Here is a 14930-nt window from a genome sequence, read left to right on the forward strand (position 1 = left end):
CACCCAAAGGAGAACAGTCTCATGTCATCACAAACCCTCATTCGCTGGAGCGGGCTGGCGCTCATCATAGCGGGGCTGATCTACATCATCTTCCAGCCGCTTCACCCTGCCGAGAGTGATCCGGGCGCGGCCCTCAACCCGCTTTGGGCGGTCGTGCATTACGCAGTCACCGTTCATCATTTGCTCGTGGTCGTCGGCCTTGTGGGACTCTACCTGGCGCAAGCAGAGCAAGTCGGCAGGCTTGGGCTGATCGGATTCATCGCCGCCCTGCTGGCGAACGCCTATTGGGTGGGTGGCGCGATTGACGAAGCGCTCTTCTACCCCTATCTGGCCGCGCAACAGGCGACGCCCACCCCGCCTTTTGAGCTTTTTGATCCGGCAGGCCCACTCGGTGTGTATCTCGTCCTCGTGCTCGTGGCGCTCGTCGTTTGGGACTTGGGCAGTATTCTGACGGGGTACACTACCATGCGCGTCGGGGTTCTCCCGCGTTGGGGGGGACTGCTGTTGATCGTCGGCAACGTGGTTCTCAACGTGGGCGCTTTTGTCCCCGGCATCTACTTCGTCAAAATCATCGGCGGCGTGCTCATGGGCATTGCGTATGCCTGGCTCGGCTACGCGCTCTGGGCGCAAAAGGGCGAAGCCCGCGCGGCCATGCAACCGCAGATGGTCAAGTAACAATCTCCAATCCTCCAATTCTCAAAGCTTCAAACTCCCGAAAGGAATCTCCTCCATGTCCACCGAATCCAACAAAACCACCTCCCGCCGCTTTCAAGAAGAATTCAACAACCGCCACTGGGATGAATGCGCCCGCCTGCTGGCCCCCGGCTTCGTCACCTATCAACCCGGCGCGCCCGGCCCGTTGAATGCCGAAGCCTTCATCCAAATCGGGCAGATGTTTGCCACGGCCTTCCCAGATCTGCGCGTGACCATCCAAGATCAGATCGCCGAGAACGACCGTGTAGCGACCCGCCTGAGCTTCAGCGGCACGCACCGCGCCGACTTTCAGGGCATCCCGGCCACGAACCGCATCATTGACGTAAACGGCGTCGTCATTGATCGTTACGTGGACGACAAGATTGCCGAGCATTGGGCGCTGTTCGACGCGATGGAATTGATGCAACAGTTGGGCGTCATGCCCGCGCCGCAAACGGCGTAATTCCCTTCACAGCCAAAAGCGGCCCGACGATCGTCGGGCCGCTTTTTGTTCGCGTAAGTATAATGAGTGGCGATGTCCGCTCCGCAACTCCGCCTCGCCGAACTCATGGCCTCCCTCTCGCTGGCCATTGACCTGGGCAACGGCCAACCGATTGAATGGGTGATGAAGTGCACCCTGCTCGGCCTGAATCTGGCTAAAGCCATCGGCCTAAGTGATGATGAACAGCGCGAGGTCTATTACCTTTCCCTCTTACGCCACATTGGGTGTACGGCCACAGCGCCCGCTGATGCCAGGCGAATGGGCGATGAAACTGTCGTCGCCGAGGGGATGACGATTGACCTCGACGACCCGGCGCAGACGCTTAGCTTTGTGCTCCGCAACGTGGGCAAGACTAAACCACTAGCCGAACGATTACGCCTCATGGCCAACATGCTGGCCGTCGGTTCAGAGACTGCTCACACTACCTGCGTCGCCCAAAACGAAGTGGCCGAGCGCCTCGCCGGGATGATGGGCTTTGCCTCGAACTTCAAGCGCGGCCTGTCGCAAACCTTTGAGCGATGGGACGGCAAGGGACTGCCGGACAAAGTTCAAGGTGAAGACCTAACCCTCGCCGCCCGCATCGCTTATCTCGCCCGCGACGCGGCCACGTTTTATCACCTAAGCGGAATTGACGCCGCCGTGACGATGGTGCGCCAACGGTCGGGCCGTCACTTTGACCCAACGCTGGCGGAGGCCTTCTGTCGCCATGCTCCTGACCTGTGCGAGTCGTTGGAAACCGACTCAGTGTGGGAGGTCGTACTCGCCGCCGAACCAGGCCAATCGGCCTGGCTCACCGACGAACAATTTGATATGGCCGCTCAAGCCATCGCCGACTTCACCGATTTGAAGTCACACTACCTCGTCGGCCATTCGCGCCGAGTGGCGAAGATAGCGGCGGACGCGGCCAAAGCGTACGGCTTGCCGGAGGCAGATGTGGTGACCATTCGACGGGCGGGCTGGTTGCATGACATCGGACGGGTGGGCGTGACGGCCGGCATCTGGGAGAAGCCGGGGCCGCTCACCGCGAGCGAGTGGGAACAGGTGCGCCTGCATCCGTATTTCACCGAGCGCGTGCTGTCGCACTCGCGCGCCCTCGAACCGTTAGGGACATTGGCCGCGCTCCATCACGAACGACTTGACGGCTCAGGCTATCATCGCCGCTTGCCCGCCTCGATGTTGACTCCCCTGGCCCGCCTGCTCGCCGCCGCTGATGGCTATTGTGCGATGACTGAGGCGCGCCCGCATCGCCCCGCACTTTCACACGCTGCCGCCGCCACCGAACTGCGTCGCGACTCCACAATCGGTAAGTTCGACCCGCAAACAGTGGACGCCGTCCTCAGCGCGGCCGGCCATCGCGCCGCCCGCCTGCGCCGCGCCCCATCCAACCTGACCCCACGCGAAATCGAAATCCTGCGCCTCATCGCGCGCGGTCACTCCACCAAACAAATTGCCCGCCAACTGACCATCACTGAAAAAACCGCCGAAAACCACATCTACAATGTTTACGGAAAATTGGTGTCAAGGGCCGCGCCGGGGCCACGCTCTTTGCCGTCCAGAATCATCTGCTCGACCTGAATGACTGAAATGAGGGAAACCCCTCATGCGCCCGGCGGTAAGTCTCCGTATACTGTTGGCTAAACCTCACTGACACCAGGAGATGCCTTATGTCCCTCGAAGCCAACAAAGCCCTCGTCCGCCGCCTCTTTGAAGAAAGCGACCATCGCCAGGGCGACCTCCCCGCCGAATTGTTCGGCCCGAACTACGCTGCGCATTTCACGACCATGCCTATGCCACTCAATCTCGACGGTCATGTTCAGATGACGAAAATGTTCTATGCCGCATTCCCTGACTTGCATCACACCATCGAAGACCAGATTGCCGAAGGTGACAAAGTCTTCACGCGGGCCACGGCGCGCGGCACCCATCTCAACGCCTTCATGGGCATCCCAGCCACCGGCAAATCGTTCGCCATCACTATTACCAGCCTTGACCGGGTAATGGGTGACGAGATTGTCGAAGAGTGGGTGCTCGGCGACACGCTCGGCATGATGCAACAACTCGGCGCCATCCCTGCGCCGCAGGCGTCTTAGGAGGTGTGCCGTGCCGCCCAAACCCGTGCGCGTTCACATCAACCGCCTCGTTGACGAAGTCTATGCTTACATGACTGACCTCCGACATCTGCCGGAATGGCTGGAGGATGTCAACCGCGTTCAACTCGAGCCACCCAGTCCACTGCGCGTCGGAACGCGCATCATGGTCGAATTTAGAGCGCCGCTGGGAGGGCGAATGATATGGGTTAATGAGGTAGCCGAATACGACCCGCTCAACCTGGTTTACGCCGAACGCTACGTGCAGGGTCTGTTCCCGGTGGCCGGACGATGGACGTACGAACCAGACGGCGATGGATGTTACGTGTCGCTGGTCATCATTGATTGGCGACCGGATGGATTGACGAAGTTGATGGAGCCGTTAATCGCGATGAACTTTCAGCAGACTTATCGCAAAGGCTTTGCCAAACTGAAGCGCATTCTGGAAGCCTCAGCGGTCGGAGGGCGCGCTCCCTCACCAGTATAATGGTTGTGACTCACATTGCGCACCAAATCAACGGCCCGAATCAACTCGAGCCGTTTTGAGTTGCGTGAGTATAATCGGCAGCATGCCGCCTCTTCGCCTCGCCGAATTCGCCGTCGCCCTCTCCCTCGCCTCCGACCTCGGCCTCGGCCACCCGATGGAGATGGTGCTGGCCTCGTGCCTGCTCAGTTTGCGATTGGGCGAATTGCTGGGCTTGGGCGACGACGAACTGCGCGAGGTGTATTACCTTGCCCTCTTCCGCCACGCCGGTTGCACGGCGGATGCCCCCAAAGCCGCATCATTCTTCGGCAACGACCTGGCCGTGTCGCCCGGCTTCCTCTCCAATGTTGACCCGACCAAACCCTGGACTCTGCTGGGCTTCATGTGGCGCAACGTATTGGCCGAGCAACCGTTGGTCAAACGAGTCACTGCCCTGCCCGAAGTTCTGCCCGGCTTCATGCAAGCCATCCTCGCTCATTGCGAAGTCGCCCAACTCTTCGCCGCGCGATTGAATCTCGACCAGCGATTGCAACAGAATCTTTTAGTGTGCAACGAAGCCTGGAATGGAAGCGGCATCCCCGGCAAACTCAAAGGCGAAGCGATCCCGCGCACAGTGCGCCTGCTTCAAGTGGCTGAAGAAGCCATCTACGCCCATCACTTCCTCAATCCCAAAGCCGTCGTCGAAACCATCCGCCAGCGCGGTGGGGCGACTCTCGACCCAGCGATTGCCGAACGCTTCTGCGCCAGCGCCGAGCATCTCATCGAGCGCTCGCGCCTCGGCTCGCCCACTATCCGTGAAGAAGTTCTCGCCGCCGAGCCGGGGCCGCGCGCACTGCTGGCCGACTCACAACTGGAAGCCGCCGCGCACGCCGACGTGGGCCGCGTCGGAGTCTCGTCCGGCATTTGGTGCAAGCCCGGCCCGCTCGCCGTCACCGAATGGGAGCGGGTGCGACTGCATCCATATTACACGCAACGCATTCTGTCTCAACCCCAAGTCCTGACCGAATGGGGTCTCATTGCCGCTTCAAACCGCGAACGGCTTGATGGCTCCGGCTACCACCGCAATCTGCCCGCCGCCATGCTCACACCCGCCATGCGGATTCTGTCCGCCGCCGATGTCTATCAAGCCATGATCGAGACCCGGCCTCATCGCGCCGCGTTCACACCCGAGCAGGCCGCCGCTGAACTGAAACGCGAAGTGCGGGCAGGCGGCTTCGACGGGGACGCCGTCAACGCGGTGCTGGCCGCCGCCGGACACGCCACCCCCGAAGTCCGCCGCCAGCGCGTAGCCGACCTGACTGAGCGCGAGATTGAAGTCCTCCGCCTCGTGGCGCGCGGCCTCTCGAATCGGGACATTGCCCAACAGTTGACGGTCTCCCCAAAAACTGTCGGCAACCACCTCCAGAACATCTACAGCAAAATCGGCGTCTCCACCCGCGCCGCGGCGACGTATTTTGCGATGCAACACTCGTTGGTTTAACCCACCCTCCCCCATTGGTATTGCTTCAATGGGGGAGGGCCGGGGTGGGGGTAAAGATAGGGCATTCGCCTCATGTGGCGGCTTCTCCTTTGCCCTATAGTGAGCGCAACTTCAAACACAGGAGACGCTCATGTTTACCCAACTCAACTATCTCGCCATTCTCGTCGCCGCCATTGCCGCCTTTGCCCTCGCTTTTGTGTGGTACATGCCGCCCGTCTTTGGTCTGCGCTGGGCAACGCTGACCAAACGCTACACCGGCCTCTCCGACACACAATTGGCGGCCAACATGCCGGCGAAGGCCGGGCTGTGGTTCGTCGGCTTTCTCGTCAATGCCTTCGCACTGGCGGTGGTGGCAAACCTGACCGGGACAACTGACATCGCCACCGCCATCACCCTCGGCGCAATTCTGGGCCTCGGCGTTGGCGCGGTCGTGAGCAGTTGGCCGCCCATTCATGCGCAACAGCCGGTCGGCATTTGGTTGATGAACAGCGGGCTGTTTCTGCTTCAGCAAATTGTCATGGTGAGCATCGTGACGCTGTGGCGCTAAAGACAGCCGATACCCCTCAATGCAATCGCCCGATGGGCCATATTCCCTCGGGCGATTTTGTTTTTGCGTAGCGCGCCGAGGCCGGGCGTATAATCCGGCTATGCCTTCCGGCCTCCCCACCCCGCCCACGCCCCTCATCGGACGCGAGCAAGAAATCGCCGCGTTACGCGCCCTTTTGAGGCGTGATGAAGTGAGGCTGGTCACCCTCACCGGCCCCGGGGGCGTGGGCAAGACTCGGCTGGCTCTGCGAGCCGCGGTTGACCTCGCCAGCGACTTTCCCGACGGCGTTTATTTTGTTTCACTCGCCGCCATCACCGACCCCACGCTTGTCATGCCCACCGTCGCCCAGAGTTTGGGCCTGTGGCAATCGGGTGAGGCCGCACCACTCGAACGACTGAAACTGCATCTATTCGGTCAACAATTGTTGGTGCTCGATAACTTCGAGCAAGTCCTCGCCGCCGCGCCACATCTCGCCGAACTGTTAATTGCTTGCCCCGAGTTGAAAGTGTTGGTGACGAGTCGTTCGCTGTTGCGGCTGACGGGTGAGCACGAATTCGCCGTCCCGCCGCTCCCAATCCCCACCCTCAATTCTCCAATCTCTAATCTCCAGTCTTTCCCTTCAGTACAGTTGTTTCTCACCCGCGCCCTGGCCCTCAAGCCTGATCTGCGGCTCGACGACGCCAATGCCCCGGCCATCGCCGAAATCTGCGCCCGGCTCGACGGCTTGCCGCTGGCGCTCGAACTCGCCGCCGCCCGCATCAAGGTGTTGCCGCCTCAAGCCATGCGGGCTTGGCTCGACCAAAGCCTGCAACTCCTCACCAGCGGCGCGCGCGACGTACCGGAGCGTCATCAATCGTTGCACAATGCGATTCAATGGAGTTACGCGCTGTTGGACGAGAACGAAAAACGGCTGTTCCAGCGTTTGTCGGTTTTCGTCGGCGGGTGCTCGGTGGAGGCCGCCAGCGCCGTGGGCGGCGGCCAGCCCGTTGAAATGTTGAACCGAATCGAGTCGCTTGTGGACAAGAGTCTGTTGCGTGCCATTGAGGCCCGCCTGACGATGCTTGAAACGATTCGTGAGTTTGCGCGCGAACAACTCGAAGCCAGTGGTGAAACCGAAGACGCGCAACGCGCGCACTGTGCCTTCTTCCTGCAACTGGCTGAATCCACCGAGCCAAAACTCTTTGGGCCTGAGCAGGGTCTGTGGCTCAATCGGCTGGAGCAGGACAACAATAACTATCGCGCCGCACTGCGCTGGTCGTTGGCGCACGAGGCCGACTTAGCGGTGCGACTCTGTGCGGCGCTGTGGCAGTTGTGGTTTGTGCGCGGCTACATCACCGAAGGCCGCCGTTGGCTGGCCGAGGCGTTGAGTCAGACGACCAGCCCCATGACGATAGTGGCACGCGCCAAAGCGATAGGCGGCGCGTGCGTGCTGGCGATTTATCAGGCTGATTATGTGTCCGCGATTGAAGCGGGCCAGGAAAGTTTGCGGCTGTTCCGTCAGTTGAACATCCCGCCCGGTATCGCCGCCGCGTTGAATGGGTTGGGCTTTGCTCAGGCCTTTCGCGGAGATTACGACTCGGCGCTGGCACAGTGCGGCGAAATCGTCGCCATCTCGCGCGCCATCGGCGACCGCGCCGGGCTGGCGAACGCCCTCAACTTCAACAGCTTCGCGGCCTGGCTCAAGGGCGATTACGCGACGGCCAATACGCTTGGCTCGGAAGGATTGGCGATTTACAAAGAACTGGGCGACCCGCGCGGCATCGCCTTCATGCAATTTGCGTTGGGGTTCATTTATGTGAGCGAGGGAAAATTCGCCGCCGCCCAGCCCTTGCTCGAACAGTCATTGGCCCAGTTGCGCCGCCTAGACGACAAACGCAGTATGACGATGGCCCTCATCGGCCTGACCGATATTGAACTCGACCGTCGCAACGTGGTGCTGGCCCGTTCGCTGGTTGAGGAGTCGCTGATGGTGTTGAACGAAATCGGCGACCGCTGGTTTATGGCCCTCAGCCTCGAAGAGTTTGCGGCGGTGGCGGCGGCTGAGCGCCATCCCGAACACGCGGCGCGGCTGTTCGGCGCGGCGGAGGCGTTGCGGGAGGCGATTCAATGTCCCCTGCCCGTCGCGCGCCGCGCGCTGTATGAGCGCAGCCTCGCTCTTGCCCGCACGCAAGCGGATGCAGCGACGTTCGCGCGCGCCTGGGCCGAAGGTCGGCAGCTGGGGCCGCATCAGGCCCTCACGTTGACGCCGCCACCCACGACCTCGGCGGCCTCACCCGCCGCGCCCGATGGCCTCACCACCCGCGAAGTCGAAGTCCTGCGCCTGCTGGCTACCGGTCTCACCAATGCCCAAATCGCCGAGAAGTTGGTCGTCAGCCCCACCACCATCAACGCCCACCTGCGCAACATCTACGGCAAGCTGGGCGTGACCTCGCGCACCACCGCCGTGCGCTTCGCGGTGGAAAACGGCCTCGCGTAAGTATTGGCGACGGATTTTGCAGCCGCTTCGCGTGTAACGGATGGCATCGCTTGAGCGACTCCATCTGTTATATCCGTTTCGCGAAGCGTCCGCTGCCAAAGCCGTTCGTCAAAATAGTTAGGTCTAACGATGCGCGCCGGGGCGCGTTGCCTTACACTGTCCTCAACATTTACGTTGGAGGATAACCATGAACACAACTAACATCAACAACAAATCACTGGCTTATGAGGCGCGCGGCTCGGCAGAGCCGGTTCTGCTTATGCACTGCGGCTTCGTCGCCGATGCATTCGCGCCGCTGATGAACGACGCCGAAATCACCTCACGCTATCGTCTCATCAACTATCACCGCCTCGGCTACGGCCAGAGTGACCGCGCCTCCGGCCCGATGAGTGTGGCCGAGCAGGCCGCCGATGCCCGCGCTCTCCTTCGGCATCTCGGCATTGAGCGCGCGCACGTCGTCGGCCATTCGTATGGCGGCGTGATTGCATTGCAACTCGCACTCGACGCGCCCGACGCGGTGCAGTCGCTGGCATTGCTCGAACCCTCTATCCCGGCGGCGCTGGCCGACCCGGCGGTGGCGCAACTGTTTATGGAAGCAGCGGGTAAGGCGTTCGCCCAATTCGGCGCGGGCGATAAGGCTGGGGCGGTGGACACCTGGCTCAGCGGCGCCTTCGGGCCAGGCTACCGAGAGATTGCTGATCGCGCCCTACCGGACTGGTTCGAGCAGGCGGCGCGCGATGCCGATGTGGTCTTTCAAGTGGAAGCGCCCAACATTCAGCAGTGGACCTTCACACCTGCTGAGGCCGCACGCATCACACAGCCCGTGCTCTCGGCTTATCGCCCCGAACCGAACTGGCCCGGCTTCCAAAAGACTCACGACTTGTTGCAGGCTTGGATGCCGCAGATCGAAACCGCCTTTCTGCCGATTGAACGCCACCTGCTTCAGATCATGAACCCGCGCGCGGTGGCTGAGGCGCTGGCCGGTTTCTTCGCCCGTCATCCGATGCGGGTGTATGCGTAACTTATCCAACTGATGAGCATCGCCGCACTCCGCACAGGCATGTCCCCACGCTGGGCGGGGGTGCTAGTCATCCTCACCGCCCTCGTCTTCTCCACTCCGCCTCAACCCATCGGCCCAATGCCATGGGCAGGTCAAATCGTCGTCAGCGTGCTGTATGCGATTGGGTTGAGCGGGATCGGGTTAGCATTGTGGTCAAGCGCAACATCTGCCGCGCCCGTTGTGTCTGCGAGGGCGGTGAGTTAAGAACGGGGCTAAGAGCTGCTTCGCCATCGCTCGTCGCAACCCCTTCGGCGACGAGCGATTGTTTTATTTCGTGTGCGCCTGCCGTATAATTCCATGCGATGGCGCTCTACGCACCGCCCACCCCGCTCATTGGCCGCGAACACGAACGCGCCGCGCTCCGGCAATTGATTCTGCGCGATGAGGTGCGACTCGTCACCCTCACTGGCCCCGGGGGCGTGGGCAAGACTCGCCTCGCCCTGCAAGTGGCGGCTGACCTGTCGGAGGGTTTCGCCGATGGCGTCTACTTCATCTCCCTCGCCGCCATCACCGACCCCGCGCTCGTGTTCCCCACCATCGCCCAAACGCTTGGCGTGCGGCCAATGGGCGAGCGTCCACTGCTTGAACAACTGACGGTCTTTCTTTCGGGGGAGCGATTGCTGGTGCTGGATAACTTTGAGCAAATCACCGCCGCCGCGCCGCAGTTGAGGGAGATGTTAGCCGCCTGCCCCGATTTGAAGATTCTGATAACGAGCCGCGCTTCACTTCATCTTTCCGGCGAATACGAATTCCCTGTGCCGCCACTGCCCGGCGCCGAGTGGGGACAGCTCGACGCCATAGGAATGATGATGCAATTAGGTGTGATTCCACGCCGTAAGCGGCATGGCCTTACCTCCCCCTCAGCCCGACTAGTGGCCCGGCAGTCGTCGGGCCGCTTTAAGTCGGGTGAGTATAATGAGCGGCGATGTCCGCCTCCCAACTCCGCCTCGCCGAATTCGCCGTCGCCCTCTCCTTTGCCTCCGACCTCGGCCTCGGCCACCCGATGGAAATATTGATGGCCTCGTGCCTGCTCAGTTGCGATTGTCTTGCATCGTGACGTTGTGTCGCTAATACGCTTCGGCCCGATGGATAACGCTCCACCGGGCCGTTTTGTTTTCTGCGCGTATCATCGCCCCTTGTCCGTCTCGCGCCCCTCATCGGACGCGAGCAAGAAATCGCCAATTGATTCAGGCTGCTGCCAGCCGCGACTGCGCTGGTTCGGTCTCCTGCCCACGCCAGACCGCGTAGCCGCAAAGCACGTAGGTGATGATGAGGGCCAGGCCAGTGGCCTGTAAGACGATGTGCGGCAAGGGCGGCACAAACGGCCCAGGGGCAACAAGGATGAAGAGCCAGCCGACCCAGCGATTGGGCACACTCGCCCGACTGAGCGCCGCGCCGAACAACACCTGCCCGACGGCGAAGATGATGGCAAAGGCCAGGAAGTAGACGCCGAGCGCTCCACTAAAGAGCGGCCCGGCCGGATCGAGCAACGCTACCCCAGCCTGATCGGCGGCAATGGGTGGCAAGACAAAAGCCTCGAAGAAGAATAATGGCAGGAAGAGCAGTATCCCTAGCCAATTGAGCAGAAACCCGATGAGGCCCAGCCAGCCAGCGCGTTTGGCGACGTGAACGTATAAACCAAGCAAACCTGGTATGGCAATCACATTGCCGATCAATAACACAATGTGCAACATAGTCCAGTAGGATGTGGTCACTGCGCCGGGATCATTAGCATCATCGGGATGAATGACGGTGGCGATGCCTAGAATCAGGCCGCCGATGATTAGGGCCAAACCACTCCAGCGCGAAAGTTGAGATGTTGACATGTTAACCTCCATGATTGACTTATTGTGCGATGACTACGCAGGGAATGATTGGCTCTCAGCTTGATCGGGTGCGGGCAGTGAGAAGTGCGCCTGCACCACCAGCCACTGATCCTCGCGCTTTTCAAATACGCCGGTGAACCGGGCCGGGAAAGCCATCTGTTGCCCGCTGGCTTCCACTTTGAAGGTGGCATCGGCAGACGCCCAGGCGACCGAACCGGCGGCGGAAATCGCGGGGTCGTGAAAAATGAACGCCGCCGCGTCGGTTTGAGCCCAGTCGCGTTCGGCCTGGGTTTGAATGCCCGCCAGACCAATGCGCTTCTCGTCGGCGCCGGTGCCGTACATGAGCACATCCGGGTCCGGGGCAACGCCGGCCAGCAGGCGCTTGATGTCGCGCTTGGCGTAGCTGTCGGCCCAATTGTCCAGAGCCGCTTTCACTGCTTGATGGGTGGTGGAATTCGCTTTCATGATTGTCATCTCCTTGAGTGGTTGGATTATGACTGACATGATAGAAAATTTCGCCTCCCCTGTCATGAGGTGTTCACCTCATTCTTTTCAGCCCGGCTCACCGAGCAGGTGATGTTGCATGGCAAACAAGGTGACCGCCGACCGGGTGGAGCAACCGATTTTTTCGTAGATATGCACGACGTGGTTGCCCGCCGTCTTTTCCGTGATCCCAAGCGTTTGCGCCATTTGACGATTGGAGTAGCCCCGCGCCAGCAAACGCAGGACTTCGATCTCGCGCTCGCTCAGCCCGGCCACGCGCTCGCGCCGCACAGGAGTAGTGCGGTGTCCGGCGGCCTGCAGGACACAGTTCACCGCCTCACCATCCAGCCGCCCGGCGCGCACTTCCTGGCGCATGGCCTGCGCGACGCTATCCGGCAACTGGGCTTCGCGATGCGGGCGCGGCTCGATGCGGGCCTGATAGAAATTAGCGGCGGCCAGCAATCGCGCGGCGGGGGAGAGGCCCTCCGCTCGCACTCGCCGGTGATAGCCGGAACCATCCAGCGCCTCGTGATGCAGAGCCGCCACCGCGCCCAATTGCGCCAACTGCGTCGGGCGGGCGAGAATGCGCTCGGTGTAGTAAGGGTGCAGCCGTACCCGTTCCCACTCGCTCTGACTCAACGGAACGGGTTTGGACCACAGCCCCATCGGCACAGCAATTTTGCCGAGGTCATGCAGGAGCGCCGCCCGCCAGAGCGACTTCACGTCGGACTCCGGCAGGCCGTAGGGCCGGGCCGACGATTCGGCCAGGGCCGCCACGTTGCGCGAGTGACCGGTGAAGGCGGGCGCGATCAAGTCAATGAAGTCGGCCATCACCAGCGTGGCATTGTCAAACTCTTCGGTGGAGTAAAGGTGTGGCCGGGGTTCAATGGCAAGCAGGGTGTCCCAGTTTGCATCTTGCGCCAGCGTCGCGCACAACTGCGGGGCCAGCTCGCAAAACCGGCTGACGATGTGCGGATCGTGAATGTTGCCGGAGCGCTGGCGGGCCACCGCCACCGCCGCCTCAACGCCGTGCGTGTTCAGGTGCGCTTCGAGGTCGCGCACCAGCAACGCCACTCGCATTGGGCGCGCAATTTCCTCACCCTTCAATTTGTGCGGCTCGCCCTGCCCATCCCACTGTTCGCCCAACTGCGTTAGCGCCGTCTGAATGGACAGCTCAAGGCTCAAGCGCTCGGCCAGGCGTTGCGCCACTTCACAGTGGCCGAGTTTGTAGGTGGTCATGGCCGAGCCGATGTTCGCGAAGGTGCGCAGGCGTTCCGCCAGTGGCTGGCCCGCGCCGAGATACTTGAGCATCCACGCCAGCATCTGCCGGGGGTCGCTCTTGTTGATCAAGTCCACCGCGGCTATGCCAGCCTGGGGGTCGTCGCCAAACAGTTGCAGGGCCAGCCCGATTTCCGAAGTGCAACCGATGTACATCAGCAGGGCGCAGTAATACACATCGCGCAATTCCGCTTCGTCCAAACCCAACGCCTCGCCCAACCGCACGCCGAGCAGGGCGGAACGCATCGCCCATTCCATCGGGCGGCCAGTGCCGAGGTCGGTAGCCAACGAGAGGGCCATGATGATCTCGGCTTGTCGCAATTCGGGTTGGGGTGAGGTAGTCAAGGTTGGCTCCTGAGTGCGTAAAGGTGAGACTCATTCTATCGAACTGAGACGATGCCCGCCGCTACGGTCAGGCGGGTCGTCTCTGCGTTTCTCGTAACCAGGCGGCGATTTCGCCCGCCAGGCTTCGACCAACGCCGGGCAATTGCCTCAAGCCCGGCTCACCCCGGCCACGATACAGTTCGCCAATGTCGTCCTTCATCTCATCCACCAGCCAGGCCGCCTTACGATAGGCCCAGATGCGAGTCTCGTCGGCCTGCTCCAACTCGAGATCATAAGTTCTGAGATGAAGTTGTTCGGCAACCCGCTTGTTGGCCGCCAGTGGGCCGGGGATGATAGTGCGCGGCATTCGATCTCTCAAACCGTGTTTGATGCACAACTCGCGCACCGTCTTCCCCAACCGGGCATGATACGCGCGCGGCGGGCCGTAAACGGGTTGGCCGCCTTCCGTCCAGTGAAACAGTTCTCGCCAACGACCTTCGGAGGCCGAATCGAGTTGAGCGGCGGCGGCCAGCGTCCTTTCTGCTTGAACGCCTTCCATCGTCATGCCGCCCACCAGCACGAAACTTCCGCCGTGATCTTTTGTCATCCGAACTGCTTCTTCGAGTCGCCCCTCATCATCGCCCAAAAACGGGATGACAGGCATGAGTGACATGCCCACCAACAGTCCGGCCTGAGCAAGAGCCGCCATCATTTCCAATCGTCGCTTGAGGCCGGGACTGCGCGGCTCGAAGGCCTGCTTGAGCGCCGGGTCTACATTGCTGAAGCTGATGACGACGCTGACGTGCGCGCGTTGATGGATGTCGGCCAGCAGATCGAGATCGCGGGTGAGCAGGGGCGAGCGCTCGACAACGAAGAGCGGAAAGGAAAAGTCGCGCACGACTTCGAGCATGGCCCGCGAGAGGCGGTAGCGGTCTTCGGCGGGCTGTTGCCAGTCGCCACACAAAATGACCTCGCGCTCGTGCCGGGCCAGTTCGCGGCGCAACAACTCGACGGCGTTGGTCTTCACTTGAATGAGGGTGTCAAAGGTGGCCGGGTCACGACGGCCCAGGTAAGTGCCGCCGCGCAGGTAGCAGAACTCGCACCCACTGCGGCAACCAATGTAAGGATGGGCGCTGTACTTCGTCCAGAACCAATTGTCCACGTGCTTGTGGACGTTGACGATTTTGCGGGCGCGGTATTCGTGAAACTCGAGAGGCATGTCAGGGATTCACCACAGAGAACACGGAGTTCACGGAGATTCTTTGTAGGCTCTGTGCTCTCTGTGGACTCGGTGGTTGGAAACTCAACGAGAGGCAGCTCGGGCAATGCGCGCCCGTCCTTTGGCCGGAAGATACGTGAGCGCCTTGCGAAGTATGAGAGCGCGATAATTTGGTCTTTGGGCGACTTGCTTTTCCAGCCAGGCCGTTGTTGTCTCAGGATAAAACTTGCCCAGCGTCTTCAGCCCCCAACCAATGCCTTTGACGGCGTCCATTTCCTGCTCTTCAAGCATTGGCTCAAGGAATTTCAACAGCCGCCCGGCCTTGCGCTCCAGTTCCGGCGCGCCGCGCGAGCGTTTGGCCCAGACGTGCGCCCCCACGCCAATCACGCGCCGCACCCAGGCGTTGGGATGTTCGCGCCACGAGGCCAGAATTTTCAGCGTCGGCTGAAAGTGCTCCACCAGCGCCGGACC

The 14930-nt window shown here is 61.5% G+C and carries 16 protein-coding genes; 11 read left to right on the forward strand and 5 right to left on the reverse strand.

Annotation, left to right across the window (positions count from 1 at the left end; genetic code table 11):
• Window positions 1-21 precede the first annotated feature (21 nt).
• The 11 genes from HYZ49_04345 (at window position 22) to HYZ49_04395 (ending at window position 10345) form a co-directional block, all read left to right on the forward strand.
• Window positions 22-675 (forward strand): hypothetical protein, encoded by a 654-nt coding sequence (locus HYZ49_04345; protein ID MBI3241506.1) that lies wholly within the window; start codon window positions 22-24, stop codon window positions 673-675.
• A 55-nt stretch (window positions 676-730) separates the two neighbouring features.
• Window positions 731-1156 (forward strand): ester cyclase, encoded by a 426-nt coding sequence (locus HYZ49_04350; GenBank protein MBI3241507.1) that lies wholly within the window; start codon window positions 731-733, stop codon window positions 1154-1156.
• A 72-nt stretch (window positions 1157-1228) separates the two neighbouring features.
• Window positions 1229-2770 (forward strand): HD domain-containing protein, encoded by a 1542-nt coding sequence (locus tag HYZ49_04355; protein MBI3241508.1) that lies wholly within the window; start codon window positions 1229-1231, stop codon window positions 2768-2770.
• 89 nt (window positions 2771-2859) lie between these two features.
• Window positions 2860-3285: an ester cyclase gene (locus HYZ49_04360; protein MBI3241509.1), complete on the forward strand. Its 426-nt coding sequence runs from the start codon at window positions 2860-2862 to the stop codon at window positions 3283-3285.
• A gap of 10 nt (window positions 3286-3295) precedes the next feature.
• On the forward strand, window positions 3296-3769 hold the full coding sequence (locus tag HYZ49_04365; GenBank protein MBI3241510.1) for an SRPBCC family protein: 474 nt from the start codon (window positions 3296-3298) through the stop codon (window positions 3767-3769).
• 82 nt (window positions 3770-3851) lie between these two features.
• Window positions 3852-5246 carry a LuxR family transcriptional regulator gene (locus HYZ49_04370; GenBank protein MBI3241511.1) on the forward strand — a complete coding sequence of 465 codons (1395 nt, stop codon included), beginning with the start codon at window positions 3852-3854 and terminating at the stop codon, window positions 5244-5246.
• 130 nt (window positions 5247-5376) lie between these two features.
• Window positions 5377-5793 carry a DUF1761 domain-containing protein gene (locus HYZ49_04375; protein ID MBI3241512.1) on the forward strand — a complete coding sequence of 139 codons (417 nt, stop codon included), beginning with the start codon at window positions 5377-5379 and terminating at the stop codon, window positions 5791-5793.
• A gap of 100 nt (window positions 5794-5893) precedes the next feature.
• Window positions 5894-8269 (forward strand): hypothetical protein, encoded by a 2376-nt coding sequence (locus HYZ49_04380; protein MBI3241513.1) that lies wholly within the window; start codon window positions 5894-5896, stop codon window positions 8267-8269.
• 187 nt (window positions 8270-8456) lie between these two features.
• Window positions 8457-9290 (forward strand): alpha/beta hydrolase, encoded by an 834-nt coding sequence (locus HYZ49_04385; protein ID MBI3241514.1) that lies wholly within the window; start codon window positions 8457-8459, stop codon window positions 9288-9290.
• Window positions 9291-9302: 12 nt separating this feature from the next.
• Window positions 9303-9533 (forward strand): hypothetical protein, encoded by a 231-nt coding sequence (locus tag HYZ49_04390; GenBank protein MBI3241515.1) that lies wholly within the window; start codon window positions 9303-9305, stop codon window positions 9531-9533.
• A gap of 98 nt (window positions 9534-9631) precedes the next feature.
• Complete coding sequence (locus HYZ49_04395; GenBank protein MBI3241516.1) at window positions 9632-10345, forward strand: AAA family ATPase; 714 nt, start codon at window positions 9632-9634, stop codon at window positions 10343-10345.
• A 171-nt stretch (window positions 10346-10516) separates the two neighbouring features.
• Here the strand turns inward: HYZ49_04395 and HYZ49_04400 are convergent, their stop codons facing one another.
• From HYZ49_04400 to HYZ49_04420, 5 genes are all read right to left on the reverse strand, one after another.
• Window positions 10517-11155: a hypothetical protein gene (locus tag HYZ49_04400; GenBank protein ID MBI3241517.1), complete on the reverse strand. Its 639-nt coding sequence runs from the start codon at window positions 11153-11155 to the stop codon at window positions 10517-10519.
• Window positions 11156-11188: 33 nt separating this feature from the next.
• Entirely contained in the window at window positions 11189-11620 is a 432-nt protein-coding gene (locus HYZ49_04405; protein MBI3241518.1) for a nuclear transport factor 2 family protein, read from the reverse strand.
• 87 nt (window positions 11621-11707) lie between these two features.
• Window positions 11708-13261 (reverse strand): HD domain-containing protein, encoded by a 1554-nt coding sequence (locus tag HYZ49_04410; GenBank protein MBI3241519.1) that lies wholly within the window; start codon window positions 13259-13261, stop codon window positions 11708-11710.
• Between the two features lie 67 nt (window positions 13262-13328).
• On the reverse strand, window positions 13329-14459 hold the full coding sequence (locus HYZ49_04415; protein MBI3241520.1) for a hypothetical protein: 1131 nt from the start codon (window positions 14457-14459) through the stop codon (window positions 13329-13331).
• A gap of 84 nt (window positions 14460-14543) precedes the next feature.
• The coding region (locus HYZ49_04420; GenBank protein ID MBI3241521.1) for a DNA alkylation repair protein at window positions 14544-14930 on the reverse strand (387 nt) is incomplete at its 5' end.

The sequence above is a fragment of the Chloroflexota bacterium genome (assembly GCA_016197225.1).
GTDB lineage: Bacteria > Chloroflexota > Anaerolineae > Anaerolineales > VGOW01 > VGOW01.

Excerpts from the sequence above, each read along its gene's own strand:
- HYZ49_04415 (MBI3241520.1), bottom strand. The coding sequence starts at position 14,459 with ATGCCTCTCGAGTTTCACGAATACCGCGCCCGCAAAATCGTCAACGTC.
- HYZ49_04390 (MBI3241515.1), top strand. The coding sequence starts at position 9,303 with ATGAGCATCGCCGCACTCCGCACAGGCATGTCCCCACGCTGGGCGGGG.
- HYZ49_04400 (MBI3241517.1), bottom strand. The coding sequence starts at position 11,155 with ATGTCAACATCTCAACTTTCGCGCTGGAGTGGTTTGGCCCTAATCATC.
- HYZ49_04385 (MBI3241514.1), top strand. The coding sequence starts at position 8,457 with ATGAACACAACTAACATCAACAACAAATCACTGGCTTATGAGGCGCGC.
- HYZ49_04380 (MBI3241513.1), top strand. The coding sequence starts at position 5,894 with ATGCCTTCCGGCCTCCCCACCCCGCCCACGCCCCTCATCGGACGCGAG.
- HYZ49_04405 (MBI3241518.1), bottom strand. The coding sequence starts at position 11,620 with ATGAAAGCGAATTCCACCACCCATCAAGCAGTGAAAGCGGCTCTGGAC.
- HYZ49_04355 (MBI3241508.1), top strand. The coding sequence starts at position 1,229 with ATGTCCGCTCCGCAACTCCGCCTCGCCGAACTCATGGCCTCCCTCTCG.
- HYZ49_04350 (MBI3241507.1), top strand. The coding sequence starts at position 731 with ATGTCCACCGAATCCAACAAAACCACCTCCCGCCGCTTTCAAGAAGAA.
- HYZ49_04375 (MBI3241512.1), top strand. The coding sequence starts at position 5,377 with ATGTTTACCCAACTCAACTATCTCGCCATTCTCGTCGCCGCCATTGCC.
- HYZ49_04370 (MBI3241511.1), top strand. The coding sequence starts at position 3,852 with ATGCCGCCTCTTCGCCTCGCCGAATTCGCCGTCGCCCTCTCCCTCGCC.
- HYZ49_04395 (MBI3241516.1), top strand. The coding sequence starts at position 9,632 with ATGGCGCTCTACGCACCGCCCACCCCGCTCATTGGCCGCGAACACGAA.
- HYZ49_04360 (MBI3241509.1), top strand. The coding sequence starts at position 2,860 with ATGTCCCTCGAAGCCAACAAAGCCCTCGTCCGCCGCCTCTTTGAAGAA.
- HYZ49_04345 (MBI3241506.1), top strand. The coding sequence starts at position 22 with ATGTCATCACAAACCCTCATTCGCTGGAGCGGGCTGGCGCTCATCATA.